The organism is Acinetobacter sp. ANC_7634, from assembly GCF_056779875.1.
Genome location: NZ_JBWYIT010000010.1, coordinates 100,321 through 116,774, shown reverse-complemented (window position 1 = coordinate 116,774; position 16,454 = coordinate 100,321). Strand labels below are relative to the sequence as shown.

The following is a 16,454-nucleotide window of genomic DNA, read 5'->3' as shown; positions in this document are numbered from 1 at the left end:
AGACTCTATTGTTTCACCACCACTAATTTTTTTTGTACAAATTCATGAAAACCTAAATCTGCCAGTTCATGACCATAACCAGAATTCTTTATGCCACCAAATGGTAATTCTGGAGCAGTATCCGTTAACCAATTGATCCACACCATTCCTGTTTCAATTCTCGAAGCTAATTTTTTTGCACGCTCTATGTCTTGAGAGTGAATGACACCTCCAAGACCATAATTAGAGTCATTGGCGATTTCAACGATCTCATCCTCATTTTCCGCAACATAAATTTGAGCAACTGGCCCAAAGAATTCTTCGTACCAAGCTTCATTATTTCGACTAATATTTTCTAAAATTGTCGGCTCATAGAAGTAACCCTCATGTTCAATTGCTTTGCCACCGAGAACCAATGTTGCACCCTGCTGAACTGCTTTATCCACTTGTTTAATCAAGTTTTTAAGTGCACTTTCCGATGAGAGTGGTCCCAGTGTAGTACTACGGTCTAATGGGTCGCCAATTTTCAGCGCTTTAAATGCTTCAATTAAACCCGTTCTAAACTGATCAGCGATGTCTTTATGCAAAATAAATCGTTTAGCTGCAGTACACACCTGCCCTGTATTATTTACACGTGCTTTACAACCAATCTCAATCGCTTTGTTTAAGTCCGCATCATCCAACACGATAAAGACATCATTTCCACCCAATTCAAGCGTAGACTTTTTAATGTGTTTGCCTGCTTGCGCAGCAACCGCACTGCCCGCTCCTTCTGAACCAGTTAATGCAACACCGCGCACACGTTTGTCTGCAATAATATCTGTGACTTGATCGGTATTGATAAATAGATTGGTCCAAACACCTTTAGGTGCTCCTGCCTCTAACACAAGTTTTTCAAATGCTTCTGCACATTGCGGAACGATACCTGCATGTTTGGCCAATACAGGATTTCCAATACCACAGTTTGGTGCGAATACACGGACCAATTGATAAAATGGGAAATTCCATGGTTCGACAGCCATGATAATACCTAATGGATGATGCTCCACCCAAGCTTCGCCTAACTCAGTTTTATAGGGGACTGATTTCAGAAATTGTTCAGTATTTTTTGCATAATACTCAGCAATTTGAGCACAGGATTCGATTTCACCTTCACTTTGCTCAATGAGCTTACCCATATCTAAAGTAATGAGTTTGGCTAATTCACTCTTTTTCTCTCTAAATAATGCTGCCAAACGTTGTAAAACTTTTACGCGATCATCTACATTTTTTACCCAATCAGATTTCAGAATAGATTCGGCTGAATCCAAAGCACGATCAATATCTTGTTGTTGGTGTGATGGATATTCTTTGTATACAGTATTGGTAAATGGGTTAATGGATTGATAACTCATAATTCTTCCCTTCATGCCAATAAAAATTTACAGTTCAATGCTATGTATTGATTTAAGCGTATTCATTGAAGTGCGCGTTAGCTGCGCAAACTCTAGATAAGCTCAAAGTGCTCAAAAATTTTGTTTACATCAATCAACTTAGCATTATTTTTATTCAACTCAGGCATCGTTTACAGTTTGGTGCAAATCGTTACGTAGTTCTTGGTAAAGTTATAAGTAGATGTACATAACTCCTACTGTTTAACTTCAACTAGTAAGATGGTGATCAACAATATCAATCAAAGTAGAACGTGCTGTTTTAAACTCAGCTTCTTAATAAGCAGTTTTGAAGTTGTTTCTTATTATTTTGAAACAGATTTAAATTGTACTTAACAGCATAATAGCTACCTTGAAGGTAAAGTGAATATTCCTGACATGGAAGTTCGAGCGATTTATAAAAAGCTTGAAGTGCCAAGTTTAGATGAAGGGCTTGATCAGATTTTTAAGGTAAAGATTGTGGGGAATGGGGAGTTTACATACATCCCCATCTCACAAAGGAAATCTAATTTTTATTACATTTATTATCCTGACCCAAAGCTCTAATACGATCTTGCTCAATGCGCTTATTAAACAATTTTTGATTCAAAGCTGACATTTTTGTCGCATAATAAGTCATTTTTGTTGAATTCTCCCCCGTAGCTTCTAAAGTCGTTTTAAAGAAAAGCGCCCCATAAGGTAAATTACCCGTAAAAGTACCCATCTTTTTATCGCGATCTAAATATGAATTCACAATTAATGAACCATTTACATCTTTGATTTCAACACATTGTTTATACGCCAGCTTTAAATTCGCATAGGCTTGAACATAATCTATCTCTAAATCGGTAATTACTCCTCCATTGATCGATTTGCTCATTAATTCCGTCTCAGATGTCGGATACATCATTCTGACACATCCCTGTAAACCAAGTATTGAAATCATAATGGCTGTGAATGGAGTTTTAATAAACTTTGACACTTTTTAAATTCCCTATTGGTATATTTTCGATAATTTTCTTTTTAATAATGAAGTGTTCGGGTTCTACGACTTTAAAGCGATTATCTATTTCGTATTCTGCTATAAAAATTTGAGCATTTTGCCCTTTTTTCACATCTGCACCAATAACGTACTTCTTATCTTTTTCAAAATTTACTTCATCTATCTTTGTAAACCAACGTGAATTCCCAAGTCCATTTACAATAATTAAATCGTGCTTTCCAATTGGAATCCTTAAATCATGTTGAGCATATTCTGTTATCCGAACATTGTTTGGATTAAACATTGTATTTTCGAATATTTTCACTGGATTGGAGTCAATTTCATAAACCATGAATGGGATAGGGGTAAACCGATCATTTGTTTGATATGAAGGACGTGGTAGAACTCTAATATATGCACTATTTTGCTCACCATAAAATTCTGATAGCTGATTTGAATAATTTTCAAGCTTCTCTGCTTTACTCAAATTTTTATCATCTACATGTAAATATCTATTTTTATCTGAAATAAGCGGTAACATGTCTACCTGCTTGCCATTTGGGGTCGTAGTGACAGAACAACCAAATAGCACAATAGGGATTGATATAGTAAATATAATCTTTTTAATCATTTCTTAAACCTAACTGCTATATAGAAAATTTATTTTTTTAACTATTAATAATCAAACATCTGTCATTTTTAAGAAGCTATCAAAACCAACCTGTACAATAAACATTTATAACAGATTTTCAATAAAGCGTTAAATGAATCACATCCTAAATAGATATATATAAAAAAACCACCCTTTCGGGTGGTTTTTCAATCTCGAACCGTCTCTTATTGAGCGCGGTTTTTGATTTTGCGGATGGTTTCCAACTGTGCAGCTGTTTCTGCAAGCGCAGCCAAAGCAGCAGCAGCGTCCAAATCGCTCTTTTGATTTGCAAGCAAGTTTTCAGCATTTTTACGTGCTTCAACGATTGCAGCTTCATCTAAGTTTTCTGCACGGACTGCAGTATCTGCAAGAACCGTAACAACATGCGGTTGAACTTCAAGAACACCACCAGATACATAGATTAATTCTTCTGTACCATTCTCCAACTGAACGCGAATCGCGCCCGGTTGAAGTAAAGTTACTAGTGGAGCATGGCCAGGCATAATACCTAACTCACCACCAGCACCTTTAGCAATTAGCATAGTTACAGTGCCTGAGTACAAAGACTCTTTAACACTTACAACGTCACATTGCATAGTCGCCATGAGAACCTCCTAAATTAGGTAGCTAATTAAAGTTTCTCGGCTTTAGCAATAACTTCGTCAATACCACCAACCATATAGAACGCTTGTTCTGGGATGTGATCGTATTCACCAGCTAGAAGACCTTTAAAGCCACGAATAGTTTCTTTAAGCGGTACAAGTTTACCAGGAGCACCAGTAAACACTTCTGCTACGTGGAACGGTTGAGAGAAGAAACGTTGGATCTTACGTGCACGGTATACAGTAAGTTTGTCTTCTTCTGACAATTCGTCCATACCAAGAATTGCGATAATGTCTTTCAATTCTTTATAACGTTGAAGAACGTTTTGAACTGAACGAGCGATTTCGTAATGCTCAGTACCAACAACTAATGGATCTAATTGACGTGAAGTAGAGTCAAGTGGATCGATCGCAGGGTAAATACCTTGTGAAGCGATGTCACGGCTCAATACAACTGTCGCATCCAAGTGAGCGAACGTAGTCGCTGGAGATGGATCCGTTAAGTCATCGGCAGGTACGTATACAGCTTGGATAGATGTAATCGAACCAGACTTAGTAGAAGTAATACGTTCTTGAAGAACACCCATCTCTTCTGCAAGTGTCGGTTGGTAACCTACTGCAGATGGCATACGACCTAGAAGTGCTGATACTTCAGTACCTGCTAGTGTATAACGGTAGATGTTGTCCACGAACAATAATACGTCACGGCCTTTACCGTTTTCGTCTTTTTGATCACGGAAATACTCAGCCATAGTAAGACCAGTTAACGCTACGCGTAAACGGTTACCTGGTGGCTCGTTCATCTGACCGTAAACCATTGCTACTTTGTCAAGAACGTTAGAGTCTTTCATCTCGTGATAGAAGTCATTACCTTCACGAGTACGCTCACCAACACCAGCGAATACAGATAAACCTGAGTGCGCTTTAGCGATGTTGTTGATCAACTCCATCATGTTTACAGTTTTACCAACACCGGCACCACCGAACAGACCAACTTTACCACCTTTAGCGAATGGGCAAAGTAAGTCAATGACTTTAATACCAGTTTCTAAAAGGTCAGTAGAAGCAGCTTGTTCTGCATAAGAAGGCGCTTGACGGTGAATCGGTAAACGCTCTTCAGTTGCAACAGGACCAGCTTCATCGATCGGGCGACCAAGAACGTCCATGATACGACCAAGCGTCGCTGGACCAACTGGTACAGAGATCGGAGCGTTAGTGTTAGTTACGTTCAAACCACGCTTAAGACCTTCTGTAGATCCCATCGCAATTGTACGTACAACGCCGTCACCAAGTTGTTGCTGAACTTCTAATGTAGTTTCAGTGCCATCAACCTGAAGAGCGTCATAGATCTTAGGAACACTGTTGCGTTCAAACTCGACGTCGATAACCGCGCCGATGATCTGAATGATACGACCGCTACTCATTGCTGTCTCCTCAATTCAAAATAATGTTAAACGGCAGCGGCACCACCAACGATCTCAGAAATTTCCTGAGTAATCGCGGCTTGACGCAGCTTGTTATAAATAAGTTGTAGGTTCTTGATCAATTCACCCGCGTTATCCGTTGCAGCTTTCATTGCAACCATACGAGCAGATTGCTCACACGCGATGTTTTCGATCACACCTTGGTATACCACAGACTCGATATAACGAACCAATAAACCATTTAAAAGCTCTTCAGCTTCTGGTTCATAGATATAATCCCAACCGTATTGGCGGTTAAGAGTCTTGTCATCTTCAGCAGCTGCTAAAGGAACAAGTTGTTCGATTTTTTGATTTTGAGTCATGGCATTCACAAAGCCGTTAGACACCAAATAAATGCGATCTAATTCGCCTTTATCGTATGCATCCAACATGACTTGTACAGAACCAGACAACTGTTCAAGACTTGGAGTGTCACCCACTTGAGTGGTTGCACCAAGTACTTTACCGCCGTAGTTTTTAAAAAACGAAACCGCTTTTTGACCAATCAAAGCAAATTGAACTTCAATTGACTGCTCTTGTTGCTGTTGAACGTGTTTTACCACTTTCTTGAACAAGTTAATGTTCAAACCACCAGCAAGACCGCGATCTGATGACACGATGATATAGCCAACGCGCTTAACTGGGCGTTCAACCATATAACGATGTTTATATTCAGGGTTCGCTTGTACTAAATGAGCAATTACACGGTGCATATTTTCGGCATACGGACGGCCCTGAGCCATGCGCTCTTGCGCACGACGCATCTTAGAAGCTGCTACCATCTGCATCGCGCGAGTAATTTTCTGCGTGCTTTTGATACTAGCTACTTTGGCGCGAATTTCTTTTAAATTTGCCATACGCTTAACCTAGTATTCGAAGGCCCTTTCGAGCCCTCGAAGGTTGATTCCGTGAACCAAACCGACACTAAATTTCAACAGTTTGAAAATTAGTAAGTTTGAGTCGCTTTAAAGCTTTCAATACCAGCTTTGAATGCTGCTTCGATGTCTTTGTTCCAATCACCAGTTTCATCGATCTGTTGCATTAACGCAGCATGTTCAGAACGGAAGTAAGAAATTAATGCAGCATCAAAGTCTACAATTTTCTTCACTTCTACGTCAGCCATGTAGCCTTCGTTAGATGCATATACAGAAACAGCTTGGTCAGCAATTGAATATGGAGCATACTGTTTTTGCTTCATTAATTCAGTTACACGTTGACCATGCTCAAGTTGCTTACGAGTTGCTTCATCAAGGTCAGAAGCGAACTGAGCAAACGCAGCCAATTCACGATATTGTGCTAAAGCAGTACGAATACCACCAGACAATTTTTTGATGATCTTAGTTTGAGCAGAACCACCAACACGAGATACAGAGATACCCGCGTTCACAGCAGGACGAATACCTGCGTTGAATAATGATGTTTCTAAGAAGATCTGACCATCAGTAATCGAAATTACGTTCGTTGGTACGAATGCAGATACGTCACCCGCTTGAGTTTCAATAATCGGTAATGCAGTTAATGAACCAGTTTGGCCTTTAACTTCACCGTTAGTGAATTTCTCAACATAGTCAGCAGATACACGAGAAGCACGTTCAAGTAGACGACTATGAAGATAGAATACGTCACCTGGGTAAGCTTCACGACCTGGTGGACGGCGTAAAAGCAATGAAATTTGACGATACGCAACTGCTTGTTTAGATAAGTCATCATAAATGATTAACGCATCTTCACCGCGGTCACGGAAGTATTCGCCCATTGTACAGCCAGAGTATGGAGCAAGGAAAAGCATTGCTGCTGGATCCGCTGCCGCTGCTGCTACAACAGTCGTATACGCCATAGCGCCAGTTTCTTCTAACTTACGTACAACGTTTGCGATAGTTGATTGTTTTTGACCAACTGCAACGTAGATACATTTAATGCCAGAATTCTTCTGTGCGATGATCGCATCGATCGCCATTGCTGTTTTACCAGTTTGACGGTCACCGATGATTAATTCACGTTGGCCACGACCAACTGGAATCATTGTATCAACTGATTTATAACCAGTTTGTACAGGCTCATCTACCGATTGACGCCAAATTACGCCTGGTGCAACTTTTTCAACTGCATCAGATAATTTTGCATCAATTGGGCCTTTACCATCAATTGGGTTACCCAAAGCATCTACTACACGGCCTAAAAGCTCTGGACCAACCGGAACTTCTAATACACGACCTGTGCAACGAGCTTTTTGACCTTCTTGAAGGCTTAAGTAGTTACCTAAAACAACGACGCCCACTGAATCCTGTTCTAGGTTCAGTGCCATACCGTATAAGCCGCCGTCGAATTCGATCATTTCACCGTACATTGCATCAGCAAGGCCGTGAATACGCACAATACCGTCGGAAACCATAACAATGGTTCCTTCGTTCTTAGCGGTCGCGCTGGTGTCCAGATCGCCGATACGCTGTTTAATGAGCGCACTGATCTCGGATGGATTCAGTTGTTGCATTGCGCTATACCTCAATCTTTATTAAGTTCAGTCTTCTTTTTACGCAATTATGCAAGAAGACGAGTCCGCATTTTTTCAAGCTTATTAAGCGCAGAATCATCTATCACTTGGTCGCCTGCACGAATAACAACACCCGCGATTAACGCTGGGTTAACTTCTACTGAAACATTTACAGCTGCGTTGAAACGTTTCTCTAACGCAGATGCAAGTAATTGCTCTTGTTCAGCAGAAAGTGGTAATGCAGATTCAATCACAACATCTACCACATTGTTATTTTGTGATTTAAGAAGTTCGTACTCTGCTTCAATCTCAGGTAACAAAGTTAAACGATCATTTTCAGCCAAAAGTGTCAAAAAGTTAGACACTTCAGCAGTTTGATCTGCACCTAAAACCTTAGCAAATAAACTTACTTGCTCCACAGGAGTAAGCTCAGGGCGACTCAAGTAAGCGGAAAATGCTTCATCTTGCACCGCAGCACTAAGCACTTGTAACACATTTGACCAATTGTCAGTTGCACCTTGCTCAGAAGCGAAAGCAAATGCTGCTTTAGCGTACGGGCGTGCTAACGTCAAGAGTTCAGCCATAATCGCCTCGCTTAAAGTTTAGCAGCCAGCTGAGTAAGCATGGCATTGTGAGCTGCTTCATCAACTTGTTGGTTCAGAATTTTCTCTGCACCAGCAACAGCAAGAGCTGCAACTTGTTGACGTAATTCTTCACGAGCAGCATTGATCTCTGTGTCAACAGCTTCTTTCGCTTGTTGACGAATACGCTCACCTTCAGCAGATGCTTGAGTACGAGCTTCTTCAACCAATTGAGCCGCACGACGGTTCGCTTGTTCGATCAATTGAGCCGCTTGTGCTTTCGCTGCATCTAATTCAGCTTTAACTTGAGCTTGCGCATCTGCAAGATCAGCTTTCGCCTTTTCAGCTGCATTTAAGCCATCAGCAATTTTACGCTGACGCTCACTAATCGCATTGATTAGTGGAGGCCAAACGAATTTCATACAGAATGCGACAAAGATCGCAAACGCAATCGCTTGACCAAACAGAGTATAGTTAATATTCATTGCTATTCCTCAAATAGTTGATTTCGGAATTTAGCTAATTAACCTACTAGGCCGATGAACGGATTTGCAAAGATAATGAACAAACCAATACCAACACCGATCATAGGCACAGCATCAAGAAGACCCGCGATTAAGAACATACGAGTTTGAAGTTGTGGAGCCAATTCTGGTTGACGAGCAACAGCTTCAAGGAAGCGACCACCTAAAAGACCAAAACCGATCGCAGTACCTAAAGCACCGAACGCGATTAAAAGAGCAGCTGCAACAGCAGATAAGCCAACTACTAAATCCATGAAAAAATCCTCAGAGGTTGAGTTTAAATCAAACAAAAAAACTTTAGCCCAACTACATAGTGTAGTCGAGCAAATATTAATTAATGCTTCTCGCTAGCCATACTCATATACACGATCGTTAACATCATGAAGATGAATGCTTGTAACGTGATAACAAGAATATGGAAGATTGCCCAAGGCACAGACAACGCCCATTGAATCCAGAACGGTAATAATGCGATCAAAATGAAGATCAATTCACCCGCATACATGTTACCGAACAAACGGAGAGCCAATGAAATTGGACGCGCGATAAAAGTTACTAATTCAAGAAGAATATTTACTGGAATTAATAATGCTTTTAAAAATGGGTTACTTGGATTGAATGGGTTAAGCGCAAATTCTGCACCGAAACCGACAAGACCTTTTTCACGGATACTATAGAAAATAGTTAACGCAAATACTGATAACGCCATACCAAGGGTTACGTTAGGGTCAGTAGATGGAACGATCTTGAAGTAAACATGATGCGGGTCGATACCGAATAGCCCACCAATTATGTGTTGAGCTGTATAAGGAATCCAGTCAACAGGGATAAGGTCCATCAAGTTCATGAGGAAAATCCACACGAAGATGGTAAGAGCTAGAGGCGCGATTAAACGTGATTTACCATGAAAGGTATCACGAACACTTGAGTCAACAAACTCAACGATCATTTCAATTGCAGCCTGGAACTTGGTCGGAACACCAGAGTTTGCAGCTTTCGCTACTAACCAGAACAACAAACAGAAAATGACGCCAAGGCCGATTGACCAACCCATAGAATCCAAGTGAATAGCAGTGAACCCCATCTCTTTCGCTTCTTCAGCAGTCTCAGCTAACTTCCACGTACCATCTGGTGCTTTACCATAGGTCATGTTCGTTAAGTGATGCTGAATATACTCAGACGAGGTAAGGGTATGTTCTTCAGCAGCCATAAATCACACCTGGTTAATGTCAAATACAAATTAGAGTTAACGAATATCGCGTGCTGCTTGATATCTCGTTAAACATCTAAAAAACTTTTCAATTTTTCGTTGCAATTCAACTCATTTTGATAGACGCGACGCCCAAAAAGGTGCGACCCACGACATGGTCTGAACGAGTATGAAACCACAAAACAATGCGACCGCTGACAACGGTTTCACATTGATTAAAATCAAAATGAAGCCAACAATCACAATTCCAAACTTACCGAGCAACCCCCGATACATATTCGATAGAACCTGTTTCGAAGCTCTTGCACCTGCAGCTCTGAACGACTGCCATGAAAAATAACAACTGGCTAGCCAACATACGAATGCACCTAATGCTGCACTCAAAGCCGCAGTCGAGTCTTTCAAGACCCACGCTATCAAGGCTGAAACAGGTATCATACATGCTTGCAAGATGACTAAAGCTTTCGCTAATCGTCGGTCAATCAAGCGACTAGTTCGGCTCATTTATTATCCACTCACAGCAATAATGCTTGACAAGTTTAGCTGATGATTATTTTTAATCGCAGGCATTATAGAGTTACACCCCTGAACATGCAATCTTTTCCCGACCTAAGTCTGGTATTTTTAGATCGTTTATTGCTGAGCACTTATACAATTATCGGCTGTTTTTACATCACTTTTGTGCTTTTTCTACACATGCACGTACTTGTATCGCTAGAGTCTGCCATGCTGTTATAAAATTCTGGTGTTTAGCAAAACTCTCATCAACTGCGAGAAAATTCACATGACCTAGAGACTTATATTGATTCTTATTAGCTACAGTTTCAGCCAAAAGACACATCTTTTGCTGAGGGCGATGGTCTTTTAAATATTTGATTTGAGCAATTGTAGGTGCCATATGTGGGTCTTCTGTCATCGCACCAGCGAATTTTAGCAACAGCGCACGCTCCAAGTATTGGTATGCATCATGTAATGACCAATACGGCTGAACACCATGATTGAGTTTTACACTTTGTGAGGTTTTCAGCATCTCATGTGCAAAAAGTTTAGCATTACTCCAATACTTGTCTTTAAACTCAGGTTGTTGTTGTGAGCGTAATGCCGCTATAAAAAAGCCAATACGAACTGCATTATTTGGTTCTAACCATACATGAGTATCGACAGTTCCTTTTACTACGTCCCCTCGACTATTTCTAAGCGGCAATGTTTGCAATATTCCTGTATTCAATAAGGCAACTGCTTTAGAGTTTTTCGCCAAAATACTCTCTAATGGCGCTTCATGCGCTTTACCAAGCCAAATAACCAATCCAGCATCCTGAATTAATTTACGGTGCGCAGGGGTCAGATGAACATCATGCCCTGTTTGATTTTCTAGCAACAATTTTGGTTCTTCAATACCTTGAGTGATTTCTTTTGCAATCAAATACACTGGGTGTGTCGAAACCACCAAGGGTGCTTGTGCCCAAGCCAAGGTTGTGAATAATGCTGTAAAGCATAGTGCTAGCAGACGCAACATGAAATTAATTACCACTCGAATTTTGACGTTATAATATAACAAACAGTTAAAAATGCCTATGCTGTTCGTAAGTTGCAAGGTCTCATGATACTATTTATGAGATATCCCCTTCCCTTTTCGAAGTCTTGAGGTCAGTCCATGAGCGCATGTTCACACGAACATCATGATACTTTACACGGTGTGCATGATCACCCGAATGTTGAAGCTCGTTTATTAGAAGCTGAAGCAAGCTGCGCTGCTTCAGGCGCTAAATTGACTCCGCTTCGCAAAGAAGTTTTAGAGTTAATTTTAACGGCCTCAGGGCCCATGGGCGCTTATGACTTGTTGGCGAAATTAAAAGGTAATGCTGAACGTCCAGCAGCACCTCCAACTGTTTACCGCACCCTCGATTTTTTGCTCGAAAAAGGTTTTATTCATCGTTTAACTTCAATTAATGCCTATATTCCATGTTGCCATCCTCGTGCTGGACATCAAGCCGCTTTTCTCATTTGCTCTAAATGCAATACAGTGAAAGAGGCTTCAGCTCTTGGTTTGATTCAACAACTTGATCAATTGGCTTCGTCTGATCATTTTCAGGCTCAACATAGCATTATTGAGATTTCAGGATTATGTCAGCAGTGCTCTCAGTAAGTTCTGCATTGCCATTAATTGAATTGCAACAAATTAATGTGCGAATTGATGAAAGAGACATTTTAAAGAATGTTGACTTTCAGATTCATGACAAAGAAATTATTACCCTCATTGGTCCCAATGGGGCGGGTAAATCTACGCTTATCAAAGTGATTCTCGGAATTGTGAAGGCCAATTCTGGTCAAATTAAACATCATAAAGCTTTAAAACTTGCTTACGTCCCTCAAAAGTTCAATCCATCCCACAGCTTGCCACTTCGAGTGAAAGATTTACTTGATTTAGAAAAGTGTGATCTTGCGATTAAACAAGAAATTATTCGAGATACTGGGATCATAAAATTACAAGATTCGAAAGTCCAACAGCTGTCTGGTGGGGAACGCCAGCGTGTACTTTTAGCACGCGCTCTACTGCGTCAACCCAACTTATTGGTACTCGATGAACCGATGCAAGGTTTAGATATTCAATCTGAAGCTGAACTTTATGATTATGTTCGAAGTCTACCTGAGCGCTACGGTTGCTCGATCTTAATCGTCTCTCATGATTTGCAGTGGGTGATGCAAGGTACACAGCGTGTGGTATGCCTCAATAAACATATATGTTGTAGCGGTTTGCCTGAAAATATTCAACAAGACCCTGAGTATCAAGCTATTTTCGGCACTAATCGAGTGTTCTACCAACATCATCACGATCATTGTGCACATGGTGATACAGCAACACCATGTCAACACGATCCTCGTCCCCATATTCATCCAGAACCGGAAGCTTAGATCATGATGGAATGGTTACAACTTCTATTACCCGCATGGATTATGGGAACATTATTAGTGTTTCTAACTGCACCGCTCGGTTGTCTTATGTTATGGCGCCGTATGTCATTCTTTGCAGACACAATGGCGCATGGAACTCTCTTGGGTGTGGCGATTGCTGGCTTACTCACCCTCCCCTTATGGATGGGGGTTACGTTTACCGCGTTACTCTTGGTCGCAGTCCTTTGGGTATTGCATGATCCTCGCCTGCCCAACGATGCATTACTTGCGTTATGTTCAGCAACGCTGCTTTGCTCAGGACTATTAGTCATCCAACATCTCCCTGCACTAAGACCTGAGTTGCTGAGTTATTTATTTGGCGATCTTTTAACAATATCTTGGTCCGACTTACCGACATTTGCAGTGGTGATTGTCATTGCACTCTCTGTGCTCTATAAAAGTTGGCAATCTCAAATTCAAATTGCGATTGATCCTGATATTGCGGTAAGTGAAGGTGTGAATGCGAAATGGCAGCGCCTTATTTTTATGCTGCTTCTTGCCTTATTTACAGTACTAGCTTTACGTGCAGTAGGTTCATTACTCATGGGTGCTTTATTGGTTATACCTGCATTAACCGCAAGACTTTTAGCACACTCACCTAAACATATGGTGCTATGGTCTTTTATTGTGGCTCAAATTGGTGTGACTGTGGGTTTATGGTCGAGTGCGGGTTTAAATATTGCGACAGGTTTAAGCATTGTATTAACCATGGCAATCGTATTTGCTGTAATTTTTATCATTCAAAAATTTAAAAAGATAGCCTGAATTATTTGGGCTATTCATTAATCTTGCTGCTTTGTAAAATATTTATGAAGACAGATAAAGATATAACAAGAGAATATAAAAACCACCATAACCAATAAATTAATGAGGCCTTTATCCATAACAAATGCCAAAAGCCAAAAAAGGTCTCGGGCATAAACCAAGATTCAACAATATAGAAAGGTTACCATTCGAATAGTAAACCGATTGCAGCCGTCATAAATAAGACTACATTGATCCACATCAAATAAACCATTTGTTTGAAAACAATCTTATATTGCGAAGTATCATCCACAATCATTTTTTTATAAGGGTGGTGACCAAAACTAAAATCAATGTAAGTCCAAATGTGGCGCATATGCCAACACCCGCGCCCCACATCACAAACTTGATCCATTCCCACACACTTTCAGGCTGTAAATAAAAATACGCCCAAATATAGGGAGTTGAAATTAAGCCGAGCCCCAACAGAATAGTCAAAATTAAGATTATAATTTTCAATAAAATAACCCTCAATCGTTATTTTATTGTGTCTTATTGATGCACTAAACTCAATAAAAAAGCCGCACCTGCAAATAAACCTGCAAAGGTACGATTCATCACTTTTTGCTGACGAGGTGATTTAAGTAAACGCAATACCTTCGCTGCAAGACCTGTATATCCAGCCATAACGATAAGATCGATAACAATCATCGTACAAGCCATGATGAGGTATTGTGGCCATTGAGGCTTTGAAAGATCCAGAAACTGTGGCAACACTGCCAATAAGAAGACAATTGCTTTTGGATTACTCATATTGACAAAGAAACCGCTGATTACTAGCTTCATCGCTGACTTTTGCTTTAAACCAGTCTGAATTTCGATGGACTGCACTGGGGCTTTCCACTGTAAATATGCCAAATATAATAAATACCCAACCCCAAACCATTTGACGATCAAAAATGCCAAAGGTGTCGTAGCAAATAGTACGCCTGCTCCCGCAGCGACAACTCCAATTTGAACCAAAAGTGCAAGTTGCAGACCAATTGCATTCCAATAGCCTCGTTTGAATCCATAATTCAAACCACTAGACATAGATGCAATAGCACCTGCACCAGGCGAAATACTAATAACCCAACATGCAAGCATGTAGGCAAACCACATTTGATAAGACATAACGATTTGGGAGATTTATTTTGATGAGATTATATGACAATTCGACTTTTTTAAGATTTAAAATTTGAATGTTTTTTTAAACGTCTGTCTGTTCAGCACTATGATGATCAGGCACAATGTGATCAGCAAAATTAGGATATTATAATTTCAGGAGCCATGAATGACTTCCCAATCCGTAATCTTACCATTACCTTCAGATCATGCTCGCTTTATCACTTTGCGTTTAAAAGATTTATCAATAGATCAACTAAAAGAAAAACTTGAAGATCTCTTTACGACTCGTGATCGCTTAATTACTCAACATCCTCATGCTCAAATTAAAACTGCGGTGGCTTTTGGACCAGAACTTTGGTCACAACTTTACCCTCACCAACCAAAAGGTTTTAAACAGCTTGAACCAATTCAAGGCTCTTTCACCATGCCTGTGGTCCCTGCTGATGTTTTAATCCATATCGCAGCACAGCGCACTGATATTTGTTTTGCCTTAAGCCAAGCTTTTTTTGAAGGCATTCAGGATTTAGTTGAGGTTTTAGATGAGCGCGTGTGCTTCCGAAATTTTGATGGTCGAGATTTAACTGGTTTTATTGATGGCACCGAAAATCCTCAATTTCCAGATGATCGTGCTGAAACAGCTTTATTAGGTGAAGATGCAGGAATTTTCACTGATGGCTCATTCGTTTTTGCTCAACGTTATCGTCATGATTTAGATAAATGGAAAAAACTTAAAGTTGATGCACAAGAGCAAGTGATTGGGCGCACCAAACTCGAAAGCATTGAGCTTGATGACGATATTAAACCTGACAATGCACATGTGGCTCGCACCGTTGTTGAAGATGATGAAGGTGAGGAGCTTGAAATTCTTCGCCACTCTTTGCCATATGGGGATGGACGTGGTGATCAAGGTTTGTATTTTATCGCTTATACGAAAGATTTAACCCGTATTGATCGCATGCTGACACGTATGTTTGGAACTAGTGGCGATGGTATTCATGATCGTTTATTGCACTTTGTTGCGCCTTTAGATGGAGCATACTACTTTGCTCCGAGTGAAGAATTGTTAGAAGAAATTTTAGAAGTTTAATCAATAAAGCCGACGAGAGTCGGCTTTTATAGGGGAGGTAGTAGTTACATACAAATATATGTTAACAATTCCCCTAACCACATCGCCCTCTATAAGTAGAGAAAAAAACCTTTGAATTAGACATGCAGTTTATTTTTTTAGGCTTTTTATTGTCCTTTCCATTTAATTCATTAACTAAATAATTATCTTGAATTACAACTGGTTCATTTTTAGAGTCGACTCTAAATGTTGTATATCTATGACCTAACATAGAGTTATCTGCACAAGTATTATACTCTAATGTAAAATTATTTTCACTGATTACTATATTCTTAAACTCACTATATTGACAATTATTAAAACCATCATCAAATAAAATATTATTTTTCCATAATGTTTTATTATTAAGACCATCCCTAATAACAATTGATTTCAACGAATATTTTCCGCCTAAAACATCAATATAGTCACCAACCCCATCTTTATTAACATCCATTTTTCTTTTTAAAAAAGCACCGCTATAAGATAAAACCCTATTTTCAACAAAATCATTCATTTGATCTAATTTAGAAACTTGACTATTCTCAACCCAACCTTTCCCAGAGTTTAAAAAAACTTTAAATTTATAGTTT

20 protein-coding genes are annotated in these 16,454 nt (G+C 39.9%); 4 read left to right on the top strand and 16 right to left on the bottom strand.

Annotation, left to right across the window (positions count from 1 at the left end; translation table 11 throughout):
- Positions 1-5: 5 nt before the first annotated feature.
- The 13 genes from AC1M9A_RS11275 to AC1M9A_RS11215 all read right to left on the bottom strand — a co-directional run bounded on the left by AC1M9A_RS11275 (position 6) and on the right by AC1M9A_RS11215 (position 11,409).
- Complete coding sequence (locus tag AC1M9A_RS11275; protein WP_481610238.1) at positions 6-1,373, bottom strand: NAD-dependent succinate-semialdehyde dehydrogenase; 1,368 nt, start codon at positions 1,371-1,373, stop codon at positions 6-8.
- A 541-nt stretch (positions 1,374-1,914) separates the two neighbouring features.
- The gene (locus AC1M9A_RS11270; protein WP_481610237.1) at positions 1,915-2,370 is read right to left on the bottom strand and encodes a hypothetical protein; all 456 of its coding nucleotides are present in this window, start codon (positions 2,368-2,370) and stop codon (positions 1,915-1,917) included.
- Positions 2,354-3,001, bottom strand: a complete 648-nt coding sequence (locus tag AC1M9A_RS11265) for a hypothetical protein (RefSeq protein ID WP_481610236.1) — start codon at positions 2,999-3,001, stop codon at positions 2,354-2,356. Before AC1M9A_RS11265 ends, AC1M9A_RS11270 begins: the two co-directional genes overlap by 17 nt.
- 206 nt (positions 3,002-3,207) lie before the next feature.
- The gene (locus AC1M9A_RS11260; protein WP_481610235.1) at positions 3,208-3,627 is read right to left on the bottom strand and encodes a F0F1 ATP synthase subunit epsilon; all 420 of its coding nucleotides are present in this window, start codon (positions 3,625-3,627) and stop codon (positions 3,208-3,210) included.
- A gap of 26 nt (positions 3,628-3,653) precedes the next feature.
- Positions 3,654-5,048: a F0F1 ATP synthase subunit beta gene (gene atpD, locus AC1M9A_RS11255; protein ID WP_035268203.1), complete on the bottom strand. Its 1,395-nt coding sequence runs from the start codon at positions 5,046-5,048 to the stop codon at positions 3,654-3,656.
- Between the two features lie 26 nt (positions 5,049-5,074).
- Positions 5,075-5,944 (bottom strand): F0F1 ATP synthase subunit gamma, encoded by an 870-nt coding sequence (gene atpG / locus AC1M9A_RS11250; RefSeq protein ID WP_035268202.1) that lies wholly within the window; start codon positions 5,942-5,944, stop codon positions 5,075-5,077.
- A gap of 89 nt (positions 5,945-6,033) precedes the next feature.
- A complete protein-coding gene (gene atpA, locus AC1M9A_RS11245; protein ID WP_035268197.1) occupies positions 6,034-7,578 on the bottom strand; it encodes a F0F1 ATP synthase subunit alpha in 1,545 nt (514 codons plus the stop codon).
- Positions 7,579-7,625: 47 nt separating this feature from the next.
- Complete coding sequence (locus tag AC1M9A_RS11240; RefSeq protein ID WP_035268194.1) at positions 7,626-8,162, bottom strand: F0F1 ATP synthase subunit delta; 537 nt, start codon at positions 8,160-8,162, stop codon at positions 7,626-7,628.
- 11 nt (positions 8,163-8,173) lie between these two features.
- A complete protein-coding gene (locus tag AC1M9A_RS11235; RefSeq protein WP_035268191.1) occupies positions 8,174-8,644 on the bottom strand; it encodes a F0F1 ATP synthase subunit B in 471 nt (156 codons plus the stop codon).
- Positions 8,645-8,682: 38 nt separating this feature from the next.
- Positions 8,683-8,937 (bottom strand): F0F1 ATP synthase subunit C, encoded by a 255-nt coding sequence (atpE, locus tag AC1M9A_RS11230; RefSeq protein WP_035268188.1) that lies wholly within the window; start codon positions 8,935-8,937, stop codon positions 8,683-8,685.
- 80 nt (positions 8,938-9,017) lie between these two features.
- Positions 9,018-9,893, bottom strand: a complete 876-nt coding sequence (gene atpB / locus AC1M9A_RS11225) for a F0F1 ATP synthase subunit A (protein WP_035268181.1) — start codon at positions 9,891-9,893, stop codon at positions 9,018-9,020.
- 111 nt (positions 9,894-10,004) lie between these two features.
- Positions 10,005-10,397, bottom strand: a complete 393-nt coding sequence (locus AC1M9A_RS11220) for an ATP synthase subunit I (protein ID WP_035268179.1) — start codon at positions 10,395-10,397, stop codon at positions 10,005-10,007.
- Positions 10,398-10,566: 169 nt separating this feature from the next.
- Complete coding sequence (locus tag AC1M9A_RS11215) at positions 10,567-11,409, bottom strand: metal ABC transporter solute-binding protein, Zn/Mn family (protein ID WP_035268175.1); 843 nt, start codon at positions 11,407-11,409, stop codon at positions 10,567-10,569.
- Between the two features lie 138 nt (positions 11,410-11,547).
- Here AC1M9A_RS11215 and AC1M9A_RS11210 point away from each other — a divergent pair, with 138 nt between their 5' ends.
- Genes AC1M9A_RS11210 through znuB form a run of 3 tightly spaced genes read left to right on the top strand, consistent with a single transcriptional unit; the run spans position 11,548 to position 13,610 of the window.
- Positions 11,548-12,039, top strand: a complete 492-nt coding sequence (locus AC1M9A_RS11210) for a transcriptional repressor (protein WP_035268172.1) — start codon at positions 11,548-11,550, stop codon at positions 12,037-12,039.
- Positions 12,018-12,806 carry a zinc ABC transporter ATP-binding protein ZnuC gene (gene znuC / locus AC1M9A_RS11205; protein ID WP_035268168.1) on the top strand — a complete coding sequence of 263 codons (789 nt, stop codon included), beginning with the start codon at positions 12,018-12,020 and terminating at the stop codon, positions 12,804-12,806. The genes AC1M9A_RS11210 and znuC overlap by 22 nt, the downstream gene beginning before the upstream one ends.
- Positions 12,807-12,809: 3 nt before the next feature.
- Positions 12,810-13,610 carry a zinc ABC transporter permease subunit ZnuB gene (znuB, locus tag AC1M9A_RS11200; protein ID WP_481610234.1) on the top strand — a complete coding sequence of 267 codons (801 nt, stop codon included), beginning with the start codon at positions 12,810-12,812 and terminating at the stop codon, positions 13,608-13,610.
- Between the two features lie 181 nt (positions 13,611-13,791).
- On the opposite strand, the gene AC1M9A_RS11195 is transcribed toward znuB, so the two are convergent.
- Complete coding sequence (locus AC1M9A_RS11195) at positions 13,792-14,004, bottom strand: hypothetical protein (protein WP_481610233.1); 213 nt, start codon at positions 14,002-14,004, stop codon at positions 13,792-13,794.
- A gap of 137 nt (positions 14,005-14,141) precedes the next feature.
- Positions 14,142-14,762 (bottom strand): LysE family transporter, encoded by a 621-nt coding sequence (locus AC1M9A_RS11190; RefSeq protein ID WP_481610232.1) that lies wholly within the window; start codon positions 14,760-14,762, stop codon positions 14,142-14,144.
- A 160-nt stretch (positions 14,763-14,922) separates the two neighbouring features.
- Here AC1M9A_RS11190 and AC1M9A_RS11185 point away from each other — a divergent pair, with 160 nt between their 5' ends.
- Positions 14,923-15,843, top strand: coding sequence for a Dyp-type peroxidase (locus tag AC1M9A_RS11185; RefSeq protein WP_481610231.1), 921 nt, complete (start codon positions 14,923-14,925; stop codon positions 15,841-15,843).
- Between the two features lie 73 nt (positions 15,844-15,916).
- Here AC1M9A_RS11185 and AC1M9A_RS11180 read toward each other — a convergent pair whose 3' ends face one another.
- On the bottom strand, positions 15,917-16,378 hold the full coding sequence (locus AC1M9A_RS11180; protein ID WP_481610230.1) for a hypothetical protein: 462 nt from the start codon (positions 16,376-16,378) through the stop codon (positions 15,917-15,919).
- Positions 16,379-16,454 lie beyond the last annotated feature (76 nt).